This window comes from Enterobacter sp. RIT637, assembly GCF_019718755.1.
In the GTDB taxonomy this organism is placed as follows: Bacteria; Pseudomonadota; Gammaproteobacteria; order Enterobacterales; family Enterobacteriaceae; genus Enterobacter.
Genome location: NZ_JAIHAZ010000002.1, coordinates 506,626 through 527,349 on the forward strand (window position 1 = coordinate 506,626; position 20,724 = coordinate 527,349).

General features: G+C 54.1%; 23 protein-coding genes and 1 riboswitch. Of the genes, 11 read left to right on the forward strand and 12 right to left on the reverse strand.

Annotated elements, in window-relative coordinates:
• Positions 1–63: 63 nt before the first annotated feature.
• Entirely contained in the window at positions 64–1,974 is a 1,911-nt protein-coding gene (locus K5E19_RS05955; RefSeq protein ID WP_100166045.1) for an ATP-dependent DNA helicase, read from the reverse strand.
• Positions 1,975–2,107: 133 nt separating this feature from the next.
• Between K5E19_RS05955 and K5E19_RS05960 the strand changes: the two genes are divergently transcribed.
• A complete protein-coding gene (locus K5E19_RS05960) occupies positions 2,108–2,452 on the forward strand; it encodes a RidA family protein (protein ID WP_008500498.1) in 345 nt (114 codons plus the stop codon).
• Positions 2,453–2,458: 6 nt separating this feature from the next.
• Here the strand turns inward: K5E19_RS05960 and K5E19_RS05965 are convergent, their stop codons facing one another.
• Positions 2,459–2,650, reverse strand: a complete 192-nt coding sequence (locus K5E19_RS05965; RefSeq protein WP_033145823.1) for a YoaH family protein — start codon at positions 2,648–2,650, stop codon at positions 2,459–2,461.
• Positions 2,651–2,711: 61 nt separating this feature from the next.
• Between K5E19_RS05965 and pabB the strand changes: the two genes are divergently transcribed.
• The 4 genes from pabB to K5E19_RS05985 all read left to right on the forward strand — a co-directional run bounded on the left by pabB (position 2,712) and on the right by K5E19_RS05985 (position 7,900).
• A complete protein-coding gene (gene pabB / locus K5E19_RS05970; RefSeq protein WP_221550509.1) occupies positions 2,712–4,040 on the forward strand; it encodes an aminodeoxychorismate synthase component 1 in 1,329 nt (442 codons plus the stop codon).
• Between the two features lie 3 nt (positions 4,041–4,043).
• On the forward strand, positions 4,044–4,622 hold the full coding sequence (locus tag K5E19_RS05975; RefSeq protein WP_108417604.1) for a CoA pyrophosphatase: 579 nt from the start codon (positions 4,044–4,046) through the stop codon (positions 4,620–4,622).
• 184 nt (positions 4,623–4,806) lie between these two features.
• The gene (gene sdaA, locus K5E19_RS05980; protein ID WP_221550379.1) at positions 4,807–6,171 is read left to right on the forward strand and encodes an L-serine ammonia-lyase; all 1,365 of its coding nucleotides are present in this window, start codon (positions 4,807–4,809) and stop codon (positions 6,169–6,171) included.
• A gap of 130 nt (positions 6,172–6,301) precedes the next feature.
• On the forward strand, positions 6,302–7,900 hold the full coding sequence (locus K5E19_RS05985; RefSeq protein ID WP_221550380.1) for an EAL domain-containing protein: 1,599 nt from the start codon (positions 6,302–6,304) through the stop codon (positions 7,898–7,900).
• Between the two features lie 6 nt (positions 7,901–7,906).
• On the opposite strand, the gene yoaE is transcribed toward K5E19_RS05985, so the two are convergent.
• Complete coding sequence (gene yoaE / locus K5E19_RS05990) at positions 7,907–9,466, reverse strand: CNNM family cation transport protein YoaE (RefSeq protein ID WP_221550381.1); 1,560 nt, start codon at positions 9,464–9,466, stop codon at positions 7,907–7,909.
• Positions 9,454–9,663, reverse strand: coding sequence for a protein YoaL (locus tag K5E19_RS24365; RefSeq protein ID WP_409334599.1), 210 nt, complete (start codon positions 9,661–9,663; stop codon positions 9,454–9,456). Before K5E19_RS24365 ends, yoaE begins: the two co-directional genes overlap by 13 nt.
• Before the next feature lie 264 nt (positions 9,664–9,927).
• On the opposite strand from K5E19_RS24365, the gene manX reads away from it, so the two are divergent.
• The 5 genes from manX to mntP all read left to right on the forward strand — a co-directional run bounded on the left by manX (position 9,928) and on the right by mntP (position 14,080).
• On the forward strand, positions 9,928–10,890 hold the full coding sequence (gene manX / locus K5E19_RS05995; RefSeq protein WP_221550382.1) for a PTS mannose transporter subunit IIAB: 963 nt from the start codon (positions 9,928–9,930) through the stop codon (positions 10,888–10,890).
• Between the two features lie 47 nt (positions 10,891–10,937).
• Positions 10,938–11,738 (forward strand): PTS mannose transporter subunit IIC, encoded by an 801-nt coding sequence (manY, locus tag K5E19_RS06000; RefSeq protein WP_008500490.1) that lies wholly within the window; start codon positions 10,938–10,940, stop codon positions 11,736–11,738.
• A 12-nt stretch (positions 11,739–11,750) separates the two neighbouring features.
• The gene (locus K5E19_RS06005; protein ID WP_006810994.1) at positions 11,751–12,602 is read left to right on the forward strand and encodes a PTS mannose transporter subunit IID; all 852 of its coding nucleotides are present in this window, start codon (positions 11,751–11,753) and stop codon (positions 12,600–12,602) included.
• 54 nt (positions 12,603–12,656) lie between these two features.
• The gene (locus K5E19_RS06010) at positions 12,657–13,115 is read left to right on the forward strand and encodes a DUF986 family protein (RefSeq protein WP_221550383.1); all 459 of its coding nucleotides are present in this window, start codon (positions 12,657–12,659) and stop codon (positions 13,113–13,115) included.
• Between the two features lie 198 nt (positions 13,116–13,313).
• Positions 13,314–13,510: riboswitch (yybP-ykoY riboswitch) on the forward strand.
• Between the two features lie 3 nt (positions 13,511–13,513).
• The gene (mntP, locus tag K5E19_RS06015) at positions 13,514–14,080 is read left to right on the forward strand and encodes a manganese efflux pump MntP (RefSeq protein ID WP_221550384.1); all 567 of its coding nucleotides are present in this window, start codon (positions 13,514–13,516) and stop codon (positions 14,078–14,080) included.
• Here mntP and rlmA read toward each other — a convergent pair.
• The 7 genes from rlmA to mgrB all read right to left on the reverse strand — a co-directional run bounded on the left by rlmA (position 14,077) and on the right by mgrB (position 19,318).
• Positions 14,077–14,892, reverse strand: a complete 816-nt coding sequence (gene rlmA / locus K5E19_RS06020; RefSeq protein ID WP_221550385.1) for a 23S rRNA (guanine(745)-N(1))-methyltransferase — start codon at positions 14,890–14,892, stop codon at positions 14,077–14,079. The genes mntP and rlmA overlap by 4 nt on opposite strands.
• A 68-nt stretch (positions 14,893–14,960) precedes the next feature.
• Positions 14,961–16,661, reverse strand: coding sequence for a peptidoglycan glycosyltransferase FtsI (gene ftsI / locus K5E19_RS06025; protein ID WP_409334600.1), 1,701 nt, complete (start codon positions 16,659–16,661; stop codon positions 14,961–14,963).
• A gap of 236 nt (positions 16,662–16,897) precedes the next feature.
• Positions 16,898–17,107: a transcription antiterminator/RNA stability regulator CspE gene (gene cspE, locus K5E19_RS06030; RefSeq protein WP_001062678.1), complete on the reverse strand. Its 210-nt coding sequence runs from the start codon at positions 17,105–17,107 to the stop codon at positions 16,898–16,900.
• A 12-nt stretch (positions 17,108–17,119) separates the two neighbouring features.
• On the reverse strand, positions 17,120–17,263 hold the full coding sequence (locus K5E19_RS06035) for a DUF2627 domain-containing protein (RefSeq protein WP_052302290.1): 144 nt from the start codon (positions 17,261–17,263) through the stop codon (positions 17,120–17,122).
• Positions 17,264–17,790: 527 nt separating this feature from the next.
• Complete coding sequence (locus K5E19_RS06040) at positions 17,791–18,780, reverse strand: MBL fold metallo-hydrolase (protein ID WP_221550387.1); 990 nt, start codon at positions 18,778–18,780, stop codon at positions 17,791–17,793.
• A 29-nt stretch (positions 18,781–18,809) separates the two neighbouring features.
• Positions 18,810–19,100, reverse strand: a complete 291-nt coding sequence (locus K5E19_RS06045) for a YebO family protein (RefSeq protein ID WP_221550388.1) — start codon at positions 19,098–19,100, stop codon at positions 18,810–18,812.
• Between the two features lie 74 nt (positions 19,101–19,174).
• Positions 19,175–19,318, reverse strand: coding sequence for a PhoP/PhoQ regulator MgrB (gene mgrB, locus K5E19_RS06050; protein ID WP_221550389.1), 144 nt, complete (start codon positions 19,316–19,318; stop codon positions 19,175–19,177).
• 159 nt (positions 19,319–19,477) lie between these two features.
• Between mgrB and K5E19_RS06055 the strand changes: the two genes are divergently transcribed.
• On the forward strand, positions 19,478–19,717 hold the full coding sequence (locus tag K5E19_RS06055; protein WP_029485125.1) for a YobH family protein: 240 nt from the start codon (positions 19,478–19,480) through the stop codon (positions 19,715–19,717).
• A 63-nt stretch (positions 19,718–19,780) separates the two neighbouring features.
• Here K5E19_RS06055 and kdgR read toward each other — a convergent pair whose 3' ends face one another.
• On the reverse strand, positions 19,781–20,572 hold the full coding sequence (kdgR, locus tag K5E19_RS06060) for a DNA-binding transcriptional regulator KdgR (protein ID WP_010432655.1): 792 nt from the start codon (positions 20,570–20,572) through the stop codon (positions 19,781–19,783).
• Positions 20,573–20,724: the final 152 nt, after the last annotated feature.

Genomic DNA, 20,724 nt, shown 5'->3' on the forward strand with positions numbered 1-20,724 from the left:
TCGTCGCGCTCTCGCAAGGGTCAGTCACAAAATGGCGCGCATCTTAGCACATTCCGGGGCGAATTACTCCGCCGTTGGGTTTGCCAGGAAACGCACCGCGCGTTTTATGTCCCGCGTCCGCGGTGCGGGGGGCAGGCTGGCGAGGAAGGTGGCACCGTAAGGGCGCATCACCAGTCGGTTATCGCAAATCACCAGCACGCCGCGATCGGTGACGTCGCGGATCAAACGCCCTACCCCCTGCTTGAGGGTAATCACCGCGTCCGGCAGCTGGACCTCGTCAAACGGATCGCCCCCGCGCAGGCGGCAGTCTTCCATGCGCGCCTTGAGCAGCGGATCGTCCGGGGAGGTAAACGGCAGCTTATCAATGATCACCAGCGAGAGCGTATCGCCCCGCACGTCGACCCCTTCCCAGAAGCTGCTGGTCGCCACCAGCAGGGCATTCCCGGCGCTGACAAACTGCTGTAACAGCTGGCCTTTGCTGGTTTCGCCCTGCAGCAGCACCGGTAGGGTCATGGTGGCGCGGAACTGCTCGGCGAGGTCACGCATCATGGCGTGAGAGGTGCAGAGCATAAAGCAGCGGCCGTTGTTGGCCTCAATCATCGGTTTTAACATCGCCGCCAGATGGCGCGCCGCGCCCGGCTGGTTCGGCAGCGGCAGATTTCGGGGAACGCAGAGCAGCGCCTGTTTTTCGTAATCGAACGGGCTGGGCAGGAGCAGCGATTCCGCCTCCTCAATGCCAAGACGTTCCGTGAAGTGATGCAGATCGTCATTCACCGACAGGGTTGCCGAGGTGAAGATCCAGCTTCCCGGTTTTTGCGCCATCACCTCTTTAAATTTATCCGCCACCGTCAGCGGCGTGAGCGCCAGCGTGAAATGCCGTGAGGTGCACTCATACCAGTAGCTGAACCCCGGCTGGTTAATCTCTTTCAGCCGTTTGAGCCGCCCGCGATAGAGCGTGGCGCGCTCAAAGGCCGCGTCCAGCAGCGCGGAGCGTCCAAGCGACAGCTTTGCCACGTCGTAGCAGAGCTCCAGGGCATCATCGAGCAGCAGCAGCGCGCGCTGGATGTTTTTGTCCGCCAGCAGCTCTCGCAGGTTGCCGCGATAGCCCGGCTCGCCGAGCTGTAGGCGGAAATCCTGCGCGCTCTGCGCCAGGCGGTCGGCGCACTTTTGCAGCTGCTGGGTATCTTTGAGTTCGGTCCGGTAAGCGATGGTGAAGTCTTTCGCCAGGTCCTGAAGCTGACGGCTCGAGAGCGACTGGCCGAAATACTGGCTGGCGATGTCCGGAAGCTGGTGGGCTTCGTCGAAGATCATCACGTCCGCCTCCGGGATCAGCTCGCCGAAACCGCTGTCCTTGACGACCATATCCGCGAGGAACAGATGGTGGTTCACCACCACCACGTCCGCGTCCATCGCCGTTTTACGGGCTTTTACCACAAAGCAGTCTTTATACAGCGGACAGTCGCTGCCGAGGCAGTTGTCGTTGGTGCTGGTCACCAGCGGCCAGGCGGGAGAATCTTCCGGCACGCTCGCGCAGGTGCTGATATCGCCCTCTTCGGTCTGGTTCGCCCATGACCGAAGGATAATGACGTCGCTCAGCGTCTGCACCGGCAGGTCGCCACCCGCCAGCGCCTGCTGCTCAAGACGTTCCAGGCAGAGATAGTTGGAGCGCCCTTTCAGCAGAGCCAGACGCCCTTTGTATTTCAGCGCTTTCGCCACCGTGGGCAAATCGCGGCTGTAGAGCTGATCCTGCAGCGCCTTCGATCCGGTGGAAATAATCACCTTCTTCTTCGCACGCAGCGCCGGAGCAAGGTAAGCATACGTTTTACCCGTGCCGGTTCCGGCTTCGACCACCAGCGGCTGAGCCTTATCGATAGCGTGCGCAACGGCGTGCGCCATCTGTCGCTGCGGCTCGCGCGGTTTAAAGCCGGGGATAGCCTGCGCTAATTGACCTTCAGGGGAAAAATCGTCTGCCACGGTGCTCTCTCACTGTATTTTTGCACAGGGATTATGTCAGCCCATCCTCTCCTGTGCCACCCCAAATAGTGACGACAGGAGCACAATATGGCAGTCTTGCCGCCTGACGACGAAAAATAACGAGGAAACGTTTATGACAATTGTGCGCATTGATGCCGAAGCCCGCTGGTCTGATGTGGTGATCCATAACCAGACGCTCTACTACACCGGCGTACCGGCTAACCTGGACGCGGATGCGTTCGAGCAGACGGCGAATACTCTGGCGCAGATTGATGCGGTGCTGGAAAAACAGGGCAGCGACAAATCCCGCATTCTGGATGCGACGATTTTCCTGGCAAACAAGGACGATTTCGCGGCGATGAACAAAGCCTGGGATGCGTGGGTGGTAGCGGGTCACGCGCCTGTACGCTGCACCGTACAGGCCACGCTGATGAAACCGGAGTACAAGGTCGAGATCAAGATTATCGCGGCGGTGTAAGCCCGATTACTCTTCTGGATCTTCATCTTCATCTTCGAATCGCGCCACAATCCGCTCGCCGGAATGACTGGCGCGAATCTCCTCGGCGACAACGGTAATCGCCTGCCCGCTGCTCATCCCCTGGGACATCAGTTCCTGAATTCGCTCAACCGCTTTCTGCTGCTGTTCATGGCTCAGAGAAGGTAAACCTGCAAACATCGTCAACTCCTGCTAAATTATTCGCGCTAATTATTTCACGCTGCCCGGTAGTATGCCATACATGAACATGCGCTTCCCCACAGTTATTACCCTGCCCTGGCGTGCTGATGCCGCTGAATTCTGGTTTGCTCGCCTGAGCCACCTTCCGTTTGCGATGCTGCTGCACTCCGGCCATGCGGATCACCCCTACAGCCGCTTTGATATTCTGGTGGCCGATCCGGTCAAAACGCTGACAACTGATGACCTGTCGCCAACGGACGATCCGCTAAAGCAGCTTCAGCAGGAAATCAACGCGCTCGGCTTATCCGCTACCCCAAACCCGGACCTGCCTTTTCAGGGAGGCGCGCTGGGCCTGTTTGGCTACGATTTAGGTCGCCGCTTCGAAACGCTGCCGGACCTTGCTAAGGACGATATTCCGCTCCCCGATATGGCAGTGGGGCTTTACGACTGGGCGCTGATCGTCGATCACCGCAGGCAGGTGGTGTCTCTTTTGAGCCATACCGACGTGAATGCACGTCTGGCCTGGCTGGAAGCCCTGGAGCCTGAAACACCGGGGGATTTCAAGTTGACCTCAGGCTGGCACGCCAACATGACAGAGAAGGAGTATGCGGAAAAGTTCGCGCGCGTGCAGGCGTACCTTCAGAGCGGCGATTGTTATCAGGTCAACCTTGCCCAGCGATTCCAGGCAACCTATCAGGGCGATGAGTGGCAGGCATTTAGTCGCCTCAATGCCAGCAACCGCGCCCCATTCAGCGCGTTTGTGCGCCTGCCGCGCGGGGCGATCCTGAGCCTTTCCCCCGAGCGGTTCATTCACCTTGCGAATGGCATCATTCAGACCCGCCCGATTAAAGGCACCCTGCCGCGTCTTGCCGATCCCGACGCCGATCGCCAGCAGGCGGAAAAGCTGGCCGCCTCGCCGAAAGACCGCGCTGAAAACCTGATGATCGTCGACCTGATGCGTAACGATATTGGCCGTGTCGCGGTACCGGGCAGCGTCCGCGTGCCTGAATTGTTCGTGGTCGAGCCTTTCCCGGCGGTGCATCATCTTGTCAGCACCGTCACCGCGCAGCTGCCCGCCTCGCGCACCGCCTGCGATCTGCTGCGCGCCGCGTTTCCGGGCGGCTCCATCACCGGCGCGCCAAAAGTGCGGGCGATGGAAATTATCGATGAGCTGGAGCCGCACCGCCGCAACGCCTGGTGCGGCAGTATTGGCTATGTGAGCCTTTGCGGAACCATGGATACCAGTATCACTATCCGCACGCTAACCGCCTGCGACGGGAATCTGTACTGTTCCGCTGGGGGCGGGATTGTGGCCGACAGCCAGGTCGATGCGGAATATCAGGAAACCTTTGATAAAGTTAACCGTATCCTTCAACAACTGGAGAACTAACGGGTGGAAAAAGAGAACCTGACGCTGGATGATTTTTTGTCACGCTTTCAGCTTTTGCGACCTGCGGTGAACCGTGAAGCGCTGAACCAACGTCAGGCGGCGGTGCTGATCCCGGTGGTACGACGCGAACAGCCTGGCCTGCTGCTCACGCAGCGATCGCCGCATATGCGTAAACATGCCGGTCAGGTCGCCTTTCCGGGCGGCGCGGTGGATAGCACCGATGCGTCGCTGATTGCCGCCGCGCTGCGTGAAGCACAGGAAGAAGTTGCGATTCCGCCGGAAGCCGTCGAGATTGTTGGCGTATTGCCCCCTGTCGACAGCGTCACCGGTTTTCAGGTCACCCCGGTAGTCGGCATTATTCCCCCCGATCTTCAGTATCATGCCAGCGTCGATGAAGTCTCTGCGGTGTTTGAAATGCCGCTGGAAGAAGCCCTTCGACTGAGCCGTTATCACCCGCTGGATATTCAGCGTCGTGGGCATGACCATCGGGTGTGGTTGTCCTGGTATCAGCATTATTTTGTCTGGGGCATGACGGCGGGCATTATTCGTGAGCTGGCGTTGCAGATCGGCCTGAAACCTTGACTATACTTTACATTCCACCCTTTTCTGGCAGGTTTGCGATCGCGGTCGCGCTATTAGCAAAACCATCGTTAACCATTAGTTTAATTCATGTGAATAGTTAAGCCGAGGTTGGTGTTCCCTCTTACACTATGCGCAGTTATAACATCGTTACTGGAACCCCGGTAACCCTGTCAGGAGTGTAAAAGTGATTAGTATATTCGACATGTTCAAAGTGGGGATTGGTCCTTCTTCTTCCCACACTGTAGGGCCGATGAAGGCCGGTAAACAGTTCGTCGATGATCTGGTCGAAAAAGGATTACTGGAAAGCGTTACCCGTGTTGCCGTTGACGTTTACGGCTCGCTGTCATTAACGGGTAAAGGCCACCACACCGATATCGCCATTATTATGGGTCTGGCAGGCAATATGCCGGATACCGTTGATATTGATGCCATTCCGGCATTTATCCGCGACGTGGAAGCGCGCGGTCGCCTGCTGTTGGCTAACGGCCAGCACGAAGTGGATTTCCCACAGGATGACGGCATGCGTTTTCGCAGCGACAACCTGCCGCTGCATGAAAACGGCATGACCATCCATGCGTGGAACGGCGAAAAAGAGATCTACAGCAAGACCTACTACTCCATCGGCGGCGGTTTTATCGTTGATGAAGAACATTTTGGCAAAGACAGCGTAGGCGACGTTAATGTGCCCTACCCGTTCAAGTCTGCTACCGAAATGTTGGGCTACTGCAAAGAGACCGGCCTGTCGCTTTCCGGCATGGTGATGCAGAACGAACTGGCGCTGCACAGCAAGAAAGAGATTGAAGACTATTTTGCGAACGTCTGGCAAACCATGCGCGCCTGTATCGATCGCGGGATGAATACCGAAGGCGTACTGCCGGGCCCGCTTCGCGTGCCGCGCCGTGCCTCCGCGCTGCGCCGTATGCTGGTGGCCACGGACAAGTTCTCTAACGATCCGATGAACGTGGTTGACTGGGTGAACATGTTTGCCCTGGCCGTGAACGAAGAGAACGCCGCCGGTGGCCGCGTCGTAACGGCGCCAACCAACGGTGCGTGCGGCATTGTGCCAGCGGTGCTGGCCTACTATGACCACTTTATCGAACCGGTGACGGCGGATATCTACATCCGTTACTTCCTGGCGGCGGGTGCGATCGGTGCGCTGTACAAGATGAACGCCTCAATTTCTGGCGCGGAAGTGGGCTGTCAGGGTGAAGTGGGCGTAGCCTGCTCCATGGCAGCGGCTGGCCTCGCGGAACTGCTGGGTGCAAGCCCTGAGCAGGTGTGCGTGGCGGCTGAAATCGGCATGGAGCATAACCTGGGACTGACCTGTGACCCGGTGGCAGGCCAGGTGCAGGTGCCGTGCATCGAGCGTAACGCTATTGCTTCGGTGAAAGCGATCAACGCCTCCCGTATGGCGATGCGTCGTACCAGCGAACCTCGCGTTTCACTGGATAAAGTGATCGAAACCATGTACGAAACCGGCAAGGACATGAACGCCAAATACCGTGAAACCTCACGAGGCGGTCTGGCCATTAAGGTACAGTGCGACTAATACTTTCCTTCGCCCATCTGCAACGGATGGGCGAATTTTAACGTCACGCCTCGTCTCATTATGTAATCCCCACTACACTTTCTCTGTTGCGTCCGGCTTTTGGGGCTGGTGGCTTACAGAGCGACCGTTCATGCAAAAAGCACAAGCGATCATTAAAGATTATCGCCGAAAACGCGTTATCGTCTGTGTCACGGTTGCGCTCCTTACGCTCATCCTGACGTTGGGCATTCGGTTTATTTCGCAGCGTAACGTCAATCAGGAGCGCATCCAGAATTTTGCCGACCATACGGTTCACTCCCTTGAAAAAGTGCTGCTTTCGCTGGAAAACCGACGCGATGTGTTACAGGCCCAGGTTGGACAGCCCTGCAGCCAGGCTCAGCTGGTATTACGCAAGCAGGCGGCCATTCTGCAGACCGTCCGCTCAATTGCTCTGATTAAAGACGGAGTCCTCTACTGCTCGAGTATTTTCGGCTCACGCAGCGTGCCGGTCAGCACGTTCCTGCCGATTTTTCCCGCGCAGGAACCGCGGCTGGTGTTGTCGACCGACCAGTGGTTGCTGAAGGGCAGCCCGATCCTCATTCAGTGGTATCCGGCCTCAAGTGACGGCGAAGACGGGGTGATGGAGATTGTCAATATCGACCTGCTCACCAGAATGATCCTTGAACCGCAGCGGCCACTGATAACCGATGTGGGTTTATCCGTCGGGAATCATTACCTGCGCTACGGCCAGCAGGTTACAGATACCCTGACGTTTGATGATGGCGATGTGCTTCTGTCGCTGGCATCAACGCGCTACCCCTTCAGCATTACCGTGAGCGGGCCGGGTCCAGGTTCAATCGCACTCCAAAATTTGCCAACACAATTACCGCTGGCACTGATGCTGAGTTTGCTGCTGGGCTACATTGCCTGGCTGGCCACCGCGCGTCGAATGAGCTTTACATGGGAAATTAACATGGGGCTGGCGGCGCGGGAATTTGAGCTGTTTTGCCAACCTCTGGTCAATGCCCGCACCCAGGATTGCGTCGGCATCGAGATCCTGCTGCGCTGGAATAACCCTCGTCAGGGCTGGATTTCGCCGGACGTGTTTATTCCTCTGGCAGAGGAACACAGCCTGATTATTCCGCTCACCCGCTATGTCATCACCGAAACGGTACGTCAGATAGGCTACTTCCCCGCCACGTCCGATTTTCATATCGGTATTAACGTGGCCGCCAGCCACTTCCGCCACGCCGCCCTGCTGCAGGATCTGAATCAATCGTGGTTCAGTGCAAACCCGGCACAGCAGCTGGTGGTTGAGCTTACGGAGCGCGATGCCCTGAGAGATGTGGATTACCGCATCGTGCGCGAGCTGCATCGAAAAGGGGTTAAGCTCGCCATTGATGATTTTGGCACCGGCAACAGTTCACTCTCCTGGCTCGAAAAGCTCCATCCTGACGTGCTGAAAATTGATAAATCCTTTACCACCGCCATCGGGACTGACGCCGTGAATTCGACAGTGACGGATATCATTATTGCGCTGGGCCAGCGGCTTAATATCGAACTGGTTGCGGAAGGGGTGGAAACCGAAGAGCAATCGCGGTATTTGCGTCGCCACGGGGTGCATATTTTGCAGGGATATTTCTTTGCGCGGCCAATGCCGCTGCGGGAATTTCCGAAATGGCTGGCGGGAAGTTCTCCCCCGCCAGCGCATCACAATGGACACATCGTGCCCTTAATGCCGTTACGCTAAAAAAGTTTACTCTTCTTCGTCGTGTGCAGATTGCTCTTTAACAATACGCACCATATCAACGCGATAGTCGTTGGCTTCGACAATGGTGATATGCAACGGCGGCAGTTCAATCACATCGCCGATACGCGGGATCTGACCGTTGACCGAAATTACAAGCCCTGCCACGGTGGCGATGTCTTCTTCATCGTTAATGACGTTTTCCAGCCCCAGCGTGTGCGAAAGCGCGTGCAGGTCAGTGGTACCTTTGACCAACCAGCCTTCGCCGTCCGCAACGATTTCCGGCGTTTCGTCCGCATCCGGGAATTCACCCGCAATCGCTTCCAGGACGTCCAGCGGCGTAACAAGACCCTGAACCACGCCGAATTCGTTGGTAACGATCACGAAGCTACCGCGGGCGCGACGCAGCACGCCGAGCAGGTTGATGGGATCCAGCGTTTCCGGAACGACAATCGCAGGCGACGAGGCCGCAATGGCTTCCACATTGACGCCCTCTTCCAGCGCCACCAGCATCTCTTTCGCACAGACCACACCGATGATTTCATCCAGTTCGCCACGGCACACCGGGAACAGGCTGTGCGGTGAAGAGAGGAGTTGCTGACGTATTTCATCCACGCTCAGGTTGGCATCCACCCAGCTGATTTCACCGCGTGGCGTCATTATTCCGCGCAAGGAACGGGAGGCCAGGGAGAGCACGCCGTTGATCATGTAGCGCTCTTCTTCAACAAATGCCCCTTCGGGGACCGGAACCGGGTTACGGTTCTCACTATCTGACTGCACGTTTGCCTGGCGACGGCCGCCCATCAGGCGCAGGATCGCATCAGCGGTACGGGCGCGCAGCGGCTGGTTTGACTGCTGCTTAATGAAGTTGCGGCGCGCAATCTGGTTAAACAGCTCGATGATGATCGAGAAGCCAATCGCGGCGTACAGATAGCCTTTCGGAATATGGAAGCCAAAGCCTTCCGCCACCAGGCTGAGACCAATCATCAGCAGGAAGCTCAGACACAGCACAACAACCGTTGGGTGCTGGTTGACGAAACGCGTCAGCGGTTTCGACGCCAGCAGCATCACCGCCATCGCAATGACGACAGCCGCCATCATCACCGGCAGGTGGTTCACCATACCGACTGCGGTAATAACCGCATCCAGCGAGAAGACCGCATCAAGCACGACAATTTGCAGTACCACGACCCAGAAACTGGCATAGCCCTTACCATGACCATCATCATGCTGCCGGTTTTCAAGCCGTTCATGTAGCTCAGTCGTCGCTTTGAAGAGCAGGAATATCCCCCCGAACAGCATGATCAAATCACGGCCGGAGAAGGTGTAATCCATGACGGAGAACAGCGGCTGGGTCAGCGTGACCATCCACGAAATAACGGACAGCAAGCCCAGTCGCATGATCAATGCCAACGACAGACCAATCAGACGTGCTTTATCACGCTGTTTTGGCGGCAGTTTGTCCGCAAGGATGGCGATAAACACCAGGTTATCAATACCGAGAACAATCTCCAGTACGACCAGCGTGAACAATCCTACCCAGATTGACGGGTCCATTAAGAATTCCATGACAAGCTCCTGCTAAAGGAATGACAAAACGGTGCCCCACTCAATGTGGGCAAAACAGAGGCAGACAGAGTCGATACGTGGCGAGGATCGCCGGGGAAAAAGGCGCGAAATGGCCTGATAGATGACTGACGTCGGTGACGGTCCATATAGTGGGCTGTAGCCCTATACTCCTGAACAGGTAAACGGAGGCTAAACATATCAGAGACAATAGGTTTTACGCAAAGATTTACGTTCTTTTGCAAAAACACAATAAGACTAAATTTGTGTTGAGAATTTTCTCGATCGGGAAAGCTAAATTACGGATCTTCATCACATAAATTATTTTTTCACTGTCTAAAATAATTCGCGGAAGTCTTAGTTTTTTGAACTCTAACCCTTATCTGAATCGATTCGGTTCGCCAATACGATTCTCAGTACGTCTGCCCGACAGGCGTATTAATGATAATAAAAGGAGGTAGCAAGTGACCATTGCTATTGTCATAGGCACACATGGTTGGGCTGCTGAGCAGCTACTCAAAACGGCAGAGATGCTGTTGGGCGAGCAGGAAAACGTCGGCTGGATCGATTTCGTTCCCGGTGAAAACGCCGAGACGCTGATAGAGAAATACAACGCTCAACTCGCGAAGCTGGATACCAGTAAAGGCGTGCTGTTTCTCGTTGATACATGGGGCGGCAGCCCGTTCAACGCTGCCAGCCGCATTGTCGTCGATAAAGAGCATTATGAAGTCGTCGCCGGAGTTAACATCCCTATGCTGGTGGAAACCTTCATGGCGCGCGACGACAACCCGAGCTTCGATGAGCTGGTGGCCCTGGCGGTGGAAACCGGTCGTGAAGGCGTTAAGGCGCTGAAAGCACAACCGGTTGAAAAACCCGCCCCGGTTGTGGCGGCACCGAAAGCGGCAGCCCCAGCGAAACCGATGGGCCCGAACGATTATATGGTCATCGGCCTTGCGCGAATTGATGACCGCTTAATCCACGGCCAGGTGGCGACACGCTGGACCAAAGAGACCAACGTTCGCCGCATTATCGTCGTCAGTGACGAAGTGGCTGCGGATACCGTACGTAAAACCCTTCTGACTCAGGTTGCCCCTCCAGGCGTTACCGCGCACGTGGTGGACGTCGCCAAGATGATCCGCGTCTACAACAACCCGAAATATGCGGGCGAGCGCGTGATGCTTCTGTTCACTAACCCTACAGATGTCGAGCGCATTGTTGAAGGCGGCGTGAAAATCACCTCCGTGAACATTGGTGGTATGGCTTTCCGTCAGGGCAAAACGCAGGTCAACAACGCGATTTCGGTTGATGAAAAAGATATTGAGGCATTCAACAAGCTGAATGCACGCGGTATTGAGCTGGAAGCCCGTAAGGTTTCCACGGATCAGAAACTGAAAATGATGGATTTGATCGGCAAAGTTGGGAAATAAGCCCGCGCCGGTTTTTTACATAAAGCTTATGCAATAGGAGAAGTACAATGGAGATTACCACTCTTCAGATTGTGCTGGTGTTCGTCGTCGCATGTATTGCGGGTATGGAATCCGTACTTGATGAATTTCAGTTCCACCGTCCGCTGGTGGCCTGTACGTTGATCGGTGCCGTTCTCGGTGATATGAAAACCGGTATCATCATCGGTGGTACCCTGGAAATGATCGCCCTCGGCTGGATGAACATCGGTGCTGCGGTTGCGCCCGATGCCGCGCTGGCGTCGATTATCTCAACCGTTCTGGTTATTGCCGGTCATCAAAGTATTGGTGCCGGTATTGCCCTGGCGATCCCACTGGCTGCAGCAGGCCAGGTTCTGACCATCATCGTGCGAACTATTACCGTTGCCTTCCAGCACGCGGCTGATAAGGCGGCTGAAAATGGCAACCTGACGGCGCTATCCTGGATCCACGTTTCGTCCCTGTTCCTGCAGGCAATGCGTATCGCTATCCCGGCGGTTATCGTTGCGATCTCTGTCGGTACGAGTGAAGTCCAGAGCATGCTGAACGCCATTCCAGAAGTGGTGACCGGCGGTCTGAACATCGCGGGCGGCATGATCGTGGTTGTTGGTTATGCGATGGTCATCAATATGATGCGCGCAGGCTATCTGATGCCGTTCTTCTACCTCGGCTTCGTGACCGCAGCCTTCACCAACTTCAACCTGGTTGCTCTGGGTGTGATTGGTGCAGTGATGGCGATTCTCTACATCCAGCTCAGCCCTAAATATAACCGCGTCGCGGGTGCCCCAGCGCAGGCTGCTGGTAACAACGATCTCGATAACGAACTGGACTAGCAGGTGAGCGAAATGGTTGATATGACAAAAACTACCACTGAGAAAAAACTCACTCCGGGTGATATTCGTGGCGTGTTCATTCGTTCTAACCTGTTCCAGGGTTCATGGAACTTCGAACGTATGCAGGCGCTGGGCTTCTGCTTCTCCATGGTACCGGCAATCAAACGCCTGTATCCGGAAAACAACGAAGCTCGTCGTCAGGCGATTAAGCGTCACCTGGAATTCTTCAACACCCATCCTTACGTCGCAGCCCCGGTTCTTGGCGTGACGCTGGCGATGGAAGAGCAGCGTGCGAACGGCGCAGAGATTGACGATGGTGCCATTAACGGCATCAAAGTCGGCCTGATGGGGCCGCTGGCAGGCGTGGGTGACCCGATCTTCTGGGGAACCGTTCGCCCGGTCTTCGCGGCACTGGGTGCCGGTATCGCGATGAGCGGCAGCCTGCTTGGCCCACTGCTGTTCTTCATCCTCTTCAACGCAGTACGCCTGTTGACCCGTTACTACGGCGTGGCTTACGGCTACCGCAAAGGCGTGGACATCGTTAAGGATATGGGCGGTGGCTTCCTGCAGAAACTGACCGAGGGGGCGTCAATCCTCGGCCTGTTTGTGATGGGGGCACTGGTTAACAAGTGGACGCACGTAAACATCCCGCTGGTGGTCTCAACCATCACCGGTCAGGATGGTCAGACGCGTGTGACTACCGTGCAGACGATTCTGGACCAGCTGATGCCGGGCCTGGTGCCGCTGCTGCTGACCTTCGCCTGTATGTGGCTGCTGCGTAAGAAAGTAAACCCGCTGTGGATCATCGTTGGCTTCTTCGTCATCGGTATCGCGGGCTACGCTGTCGGTCTGCTGGGCCTGTAAATTTCAATGCTATAGGCCGGGGGCTTGCCCCCGGTCTTTTTATCTGGAGGATGAATGACTGTCACGGACATCGTACTGGTTTTGTTTATTGTTGCCCTTATGGCTTACGCGATCTATGACGAGTTCATCATGCCCCGCCGCCACGGCGAGACGCTGCTTTCCCTTCCCCTTCTGCGACGCGGGCGTGTTGATGGATTCATCTTCGCGGGCCTTATCGTCATTCTGATCTACAACAACGTGACCAGCAACGGTGCACTATTAACCACATGGTTATTATCTGCGCTGGCATTAATGGCGATTTACCTGTTCTGGATCCGCTCGCCAAAACTCATTTTTAAAAAACACGGATTCTTCTTCGCCAATGTCTGGATAGAATATAACCGCATTAAAGAGATGAATTTATCCGAAGACGGTGTGTTAGTGATGCAATTAGAACAGCGTCGTCTACTGATTCGGGTCAAAAATATTGATGACCTTGAAAAGATCTCCAGATTACTCCTTAAAACTCAATGAGTTATTAATATAGCATCGGCTATAAAGTACGATATTCGCGTGCAGACAATATAGCCATTGCTATATCCCCCCCTCTTCGTAACTTATATTTATTAACGATATTTTCACGCATAAATCTAAATGAAAATCGTTATCAGAAAAGCAGATGAATTAAGCCTGCTTCGATATTGTTTTATATTCTCAAAATATGTTAAGGTTGCGCCCGTCGTTGGGGAGTAGCCGATTTCCTGTTCTCAGGAAATGTACGTGTCAACATACTCGTTGAAAAACGTGGCGCGTACGGATTGCTTTCAGCACATTTCAGGTGTGTTGCGATCAGGCGAGACCATAGATACATCAACTGCTGTTTACTGGGGGCAGTGATGTGTCATATGGATATCCCCGGTCTGGACGCTGTTATGAATATCTCCGCTACGATACTTCTCGCTTTTGGCATGTCCATGGACGCATTTGCTGCTTCCATCGGAAAAGGCGCCACGCTCCACAAACCTAAATTCTCAGAAGCCCTGCGTACCGGCCTGATTTTTGGTGCTATCGAAACGCTAACGCCGCTTATTGGCTGGGGTCTGGGGATGCTCGCCAGCCAGTTCGTGCTGGAGTGGAACCACTGGATTGCATTCGTCCTGCTGGTGTTCCTCGGGGGGAGAATGGTCATTGAGGGTTTTCGCGGTAACAGCGATGAAGATGATGAGCCACAGCATCGCCACGGCTTCTGGTTGCTGGTCACCACGGCGATTGCCACCAGCCTTGATGCCATGGCGGTCGGCGTCGGTCTGGCATTCCTGCAGGTCAATATTGTTGCAACCGCGCTGGCCATCGGCTGCGCTACGTTGATTATGTCAACGCTGGGGATGATGGTAGGTCGGTTTATCGGCCCGCTGCTGGGCAAGCGAGCCGAAATTCTGGGCGGTATCGTGTTAATCGGTATTGGCGCTCAAATCCTCTGGGCGCACTTCGCCGGTTAAACCTCGCGCTGCCAGACGTGAATACTGAAGTCAGTCTGGCAGCGAAAAACGGTCTGCTTCGATAACGTTTCCCACACCTCTGGTTTTGCCCGCCATGCGAATGGCGTCATCTGCAGCAACGCTACGGCCTCTTCCCCTTTGAGATCCATTTCATACGCCACAGTGCGTTCCTGTTGCAGCATAAAACCCGGCAGTTGTTCAGAGTGAGGCGCGTGCAAACGCACTTCGTCGTATATCAGCCCTTTCAATTCCATCAGGTGCCGTGGTCCTGGCGTGACGGTGATCACCCAGCCACCCGGTTTCACCACGCGCGCCAGCTCTTCCGCTTTGCAGGGAGCATAAATGCGGATAATGGCGTCCATGCTGGCGTCGTCAAACGGCAGCCGGTGGCTGGATGCCACACAAAACGTCACGGCAGAATAGCGTTTTGCCGCCGCGCGAATCGCCACTTTTGCCACATCCAGGCCAAAAGTCTCTGCGCCCTTCTCACGGGCAACCTCTGCAAACGTTGCCGTGTAGTAGCCTTCACCACAGCCGATATCCAGGACAGCGGTCGCATTATCAGGCAGGTTATGCGTCAGTACCTGCGAGACGGTATCCCGAAGCGGCTGGTAATGTCCTGAATCCAGAAACGCACGGCGCGCCTGCATCATCTCTGCGCTATCACCCGGATCGCGGGAGCGCTTGTGCTGCACAGGGAGCAGATTCACGTACCCTTCCTTCGCCATATCAAACTGATGTCCCTGCGGACAGGTAAAGCTTTTCTCTGAGCGCAGCAGATGCGCGTGGCAAAGGGGACAACTGAAGGACATGACAACTCCGGGGGCATAAACCAAAGGGCGAAGTGTACCGCTATTCGCCCGTCTTATAAACGCCTGGGTTAACGCATAACGATAAGGTGGTCAGAATCCGCCGGCAGACCATCCGGTCTCACATTCTCCAGACGCAGCACGTTGCCCATAATTTCGCTGAACACCGGCGCGGAGACGGCACCGCCGTAGTAGGCGCCGTTTTGAGGATCGTTAATGACCACCACCAGCGCAAAGCGCGGATCGCTGGCAGGCGCAACGCCAGCGGTATAGGCGACATATTTATCGACATATTTACCGCTGTCATCAATCTTCTTCGCCGTTCCGGTTTTCACCGCCACGCGATAATCCCGTACGGCAGCCTTAACACCGCCCCCGCCGGGCAGCGCAACGCTTTCCATCATATGTTCGACTTCATGCGCGATCGCCTCTGGCATCACCCGGTGCCCCATAACGGGAGGATCAATGCGGGTAATAGAGAGTGGACGCTCAAGACCAAAGCCACCGATAGTGGCGTAAACATGCGCCAGCTGAAGCGGCGTCACCATCAGGCCATAGCCGAATGCAAACGTCGCCCTGTCGAGCTGGCTCCAGAATTTACGCTGTGGCAATAGCCCCGCGCTTTCCCCCGTTAAGCCAAGTCCCGTATCTGTGCCGAAACCAAAGTTTCGGTAGGTATCAATGAGATGCTGGATCGGCATCGCAAGAGAGAGGCGAGATACGCCCGTATCGCTCGATTTTTGCAGAATGCCGGTCATCGTCAGCTCAGGGTAGTAACCCACATCGCGGATACGGTGCCCGTCAAGCATGTACGGATGAGTGTCAATCACGCTGTCCGGCTGTACCAGCCCCTGCTGTAGGGCCGTCATCAGCACCAGCGGTTTGACGGTCGACCCCGGTTCGAAGGTATCGCTGATCGCACGGTTGCGGAAATCGTTTAACGTCGCCCCTTCGCGGTTGTTAGGGTTAAAATCCGGATAGCTGGCCATCGCAAGAATTTCACCCGTCTGGATATTGATTAATACCGATGCACCCGACTCGGCTTTATTCCACGCAACCGCATTATCGAGCGCGTCCTCGGTGATGGTTTGCAGACGCTCATCAATACTCAGCTGAATGTTATGGGCAGGAACGGGCGCCACTTCCGTGAGATTTTCAACAACGTGCCCGTAGCGGTCTTCCCTCACCTGTCGGACGCCAGGCTTGCCCATCAGCTGGGTATTGAAACTTTTCTCAACACCTTCTATTCCTTGTCCATCGATATTGGTAAAACCAATAAGATTGGCCGCCACATGTCCCGCTGGGTAGAACCGACGAGATTCATCGCGTAAATTAATGCCTGGCAGGTTAAGTTTGTCTATCCACTGCGCCTGAGAAGGATCGACCTGACGGGCCAGGTAAATAAACCGTCCCTGCGGATTGCTGTTTATCCGCGACGATAGCGTGCTCAGAGAGAGATGCAGCGCATTGGCCAGCGCCTGCCAACGGTCGTCAAAGCCTACGCCACCTTTTGCCAGTACCGTTTTAGGATCGGCCCATACCGCACGAACGGGCACGCTCACCGCCAACGGCCTTCCCTCGCGATCCATAATCATCCCGCGCGGAGCATCAATGGCGACCTCACGCAGCGAACGCATGTCCTCCTGCTTCACCAGGTTGTCAGGTTTAACGATTTGCAGCCAGGCCACCCGCCCCAGCAAAAAAGCCAGACTGCAAAAAATGGCAAAACAAAGCAGAGCAAAACGCGCCGGAGTGAAGTTTCCGGTGGTCATTAGGGTTTTCTTTTTCACCTGAGCCTCAGGACTGTTGATCAACGCCCTGATTTAACGGGAAAAAACGCCCTTAAGGAGGGGAAACAATGCTAATAATCTCGTAGCTTTGCAACAAGTTACTAACAAGAAGTGGAATGGTAATATTTTGAAAGATAACAGAATAAAAAAGCCCCGCGATACGCGAGGCTTTATGTCTGAGATTGAAGCGCCAGGCACTTCAGTCAGCAGTGGTTCGATCAGATAGCAGTTACGTTAACTGCAGCTGGGCCTTTCTGGCCGTCCTGAATTTCGAACTCAACGTTCTGGCCTTCAGCCAGAGTTTTGAAGCCATTACCCTGGATTGCAGAGAAGTGTACGAACACATCTTTGCTGCCGTCAGCAGGAGTAATGAAACCAAAACCTTTAGACTCGTTGAACCACTTAACTTGACCTTTAATCTTTGCCATTTGCAAAATTCCTTAGAGTGTTTTCTTAGCCCGCAGGCTTGACTGAGATAAAACTGAGACATTACTGCATGAGGCACTAATATAAGGTTCGGCAGAGAAGCGGTATTCAACGACAACGTGTTTACTCAGGACTTCTTTACTGAAAATGCCACACATAAACAGAACTGTACCTCGTTTGACCCAAAACGTGTTATCACACACAACGATTAATATGGCAAGCCATTTTTAAACGTGTCTCGATCCGCCGCACAAATTCAAACACTGCCCTGGTATGATCTGCACACTTATGCGCAACGATCATGGACAACGTGAGTCCTGTACACCGCCACTGCGCTATTACCGCAAGCGCTGTTATCAAAGACTTTTTTACCATAGACCATACATTACATGCCGTCCAGATTCAGGGGCAACTTTCTTTAGAACATTGATTGCGTTAGAACATTTTGTGAAAACTTATGCTCAAAACATTCCAACGCATTGGGAATAGGACAATGCATATTTGGTGTTAATAAACATACTGACACTGCATTAAAAATCACCAATGAATAAAGAACACGATGCACCAAAATAATGAAATTTTTATGACTCTGCCTCAAAACAAGGCAAGCAAAACGTTTCGATAAAAATAAAACAATCCTGAAGGGCTATAAATACAAAATATATGCAACTATTGCGCGCATTGTTTAAAAGGATAAATATTCGCCAATTTTCAGTATCCTGAAGGAATTATTAATCGGTGCTACATTATTAAGTGCCTGAGTTAACGCCTGCACAGGTTCATCAAGGGATTCATCTGCCAGTTCAAACACGCCCCAATGGATGGGAAAGGCCAGGGGCTGGCCGAGCTGCTGCCATAACGCCACGGCAGATTGCGGGTCCATATGATGGACCGCCATGAACCATTCTGGTGCATACGCGCCAATCGGCAACGCGGCGGCGTCAATTTTGCCCAAACGTTCGGGGATCGTTAACAACTCCGGCGTATAGCCCGTATCGCCGCTGAACCAAAAACGGTGCTTTCGTCCCTCAAAGACCCAGCCACACCATAAGGATCGATTCCGGTTCCAGGGGGTACGCATACTCCAGTGCTGCGCCGGAACGGCTGTCAGAGTGATACCCTGCCAGGTCATGCTCTGCCACCAGTCGAGTTGTACGATGTGCCTGGCTCCGCGACGGCGAAACCACTCAGCCAGACCTAAGGGAACAAACAGCATTACGTCGGGAAAACGTTTCAGGATACGGCGAATGGTTGCATCGTCGAGATGATCGTAGTGATTATGCGAGATAACCACCGCATCAAGCTGCACAAGTTGTTCAACTGACAGTGCAGGAGGTGTTTTGCGCACCGGTCCGGCAAAAGGAAGCGGAGAAGCGCGTCGCGAAAAGACCGGGTCGGTCAGAATGGTGTTGCCATCCATCTGCACCAGCAGACTCGCGTGTCCAAGCCACCATGCCCCGTCGCCTTGTGGCTGGTCCAGCTCAACCGGTTGCCACCACTGGCGGATGAAATCGTCATAGCCCAGCGCAGGCGGTTTCGGTAAACCTGCGGCTTTCCGCGCCTTACGCCAGCGCTCCACATCGCCGGGCTGATGTCCCACAGGAGCGGTATTGCGAAAGCCATCTGGCGTGTGATGGAGCCGGGAGGGGTCATACCAGGGATTTTTCCAGACCACGGCCACCTCCCGCGAGCTACATTATAGGTTTATCGTTCAGCCACCAGACGGATAAAATCGTCTTCGTTTTCTTTGTCTGCGAGGACCGCTTCTTTAGGGGCTTCTTTCTCTTCTGGTTCGTTCGCTTCGCACAGACGGCGCAGCAGCGCATTTTGACGCTTTTGCTGATCGAGCAGCGCTTCAAGCAACTCAATTTGCTCGTTCGTACGCGAGCTGGCACGGTTGACGAAAAACCAAATGACCAATCCTGTGACCAGAATAACCAACGAGACCATCAGGGATGCCAGATTTAGCAGCCCTGAATTCATTAACTCACCCATTTCACCACCTCAATAAAAACGCCCATTTTACCACTGGCGCGAAGGAAGGAAATGACCTTAGGAAAAAATGCGTCTTACCACGGAATAAACTGGTTGATTGCGCAAACGCCGCTAAAAAACTGTACATCCTGATCGCACATCACGTTGATAGTCTGTGTCCACAGCACCACACATGCTACCAACACGATAACCAGAATTACCCAGCGTATTTTTTTCACTCCACTCTCCGTTTTATCACCCGAGGCAGCCAGGTTATCACGGCTATCTTAAACAGCGACTAACTGTACCCTCAACAGACTCTTTTCGGAATCGTGCACTTGTTTCACAGAGTAAACAGGTTAGGCTAAATGCATGACAACAACGATAAAGAGGCAATGATGCATTTAATCATTCGAACTATTATTGCACTGGCCGTTCTTTGGACTGGCCTTCTGTTAACCGGCTATGGCGTGCTTGTGGGGAGCACCGAAAACGCCGCGGGTTTAGGTATCAAGTGTAAATACCTGACAGCCCAGGGCATGAGTACAGCACAGTATATCCACTCGGACAGTGGGATCATCGGTTTGACCAACTGCCCGGTTCTGCGTAAATCGTCCGTTGTGATTGATAACGGCTAATTTTGCTGAACCGCATCCATGAAAAACGCCGCAAAATGCGGCGTTTTTTTATCTCTTGCGGGGTTAGAACGGATAATCGTTATAGCCCATCTGTTCAGAGATTTTACGCGCGGCGGTATGAAGAATAGCAACATACTCATGCAGTCGTTCTTCGGAGAAGCGTAGCGTCGGGAATGAGATACTCAGGCCTGCAATGACAACACCAAAGCGGTCGAAGACAGGTACGCCAATGCAACGCAGCCCTTCTTCCTGTTCTTCGTTATCTTCACCGTAACCCTGCTCACGCACTTTATCCAGCACCGCCAGTAACTCATCAGTGGTGGTGATGGTACGCTCCGTGCTGCGTTTATATTCCACGCCTGAGAGGATCTGCTCAACTTCTTCACGGTCGCGCCAGGCCAGCAGGACTTTACCAATGGCGGTACTGTAGAGCGGGTTACGACGACCAATGCGCGAATACATGCGCAGGTTATACATGGAATCAATTTTATGGATGTAGACAATGCTGTCCTCATCCAGTGCGCCAAGGTGAACAGTCTCTTTTGTCAGACGAGAAAGTTCGCGCATTTGAATATCCGCACTGCGGATCAGATCTACGTTTTGCAGGGCGCGGGCGCCCAGTTCGAACAGTTTCAGCGTCAGCGAGTATTTTTCAGATTCTCCTTCCTGCGCGACATAGCCCAGTGACTTCATGGTTTGCAAAAAGCGATAAACGGTGCTTTTCGACATCATCACACGCTGCGACAACTCTGTAATACCAATTTCACGCTCTTCTCCGAGCGCCTGTAAGATGCCAAACACCTTCAGCACGGAAGAAACAGAATCTGGCTGCTTATCCAAATCTGCAATTGCCATTTATCACCTCATGGAGAGTGTTTTATAAAAATCAGAACCGGTTTTTATTATAAATTCCCGTCATGCTAGCTGCAATCAATCCTCGTTTACTTCGTTACAAATCTGCGACATAAAACGGAATTAACGGTGCTAAAATAGTTACCCTGAGAATA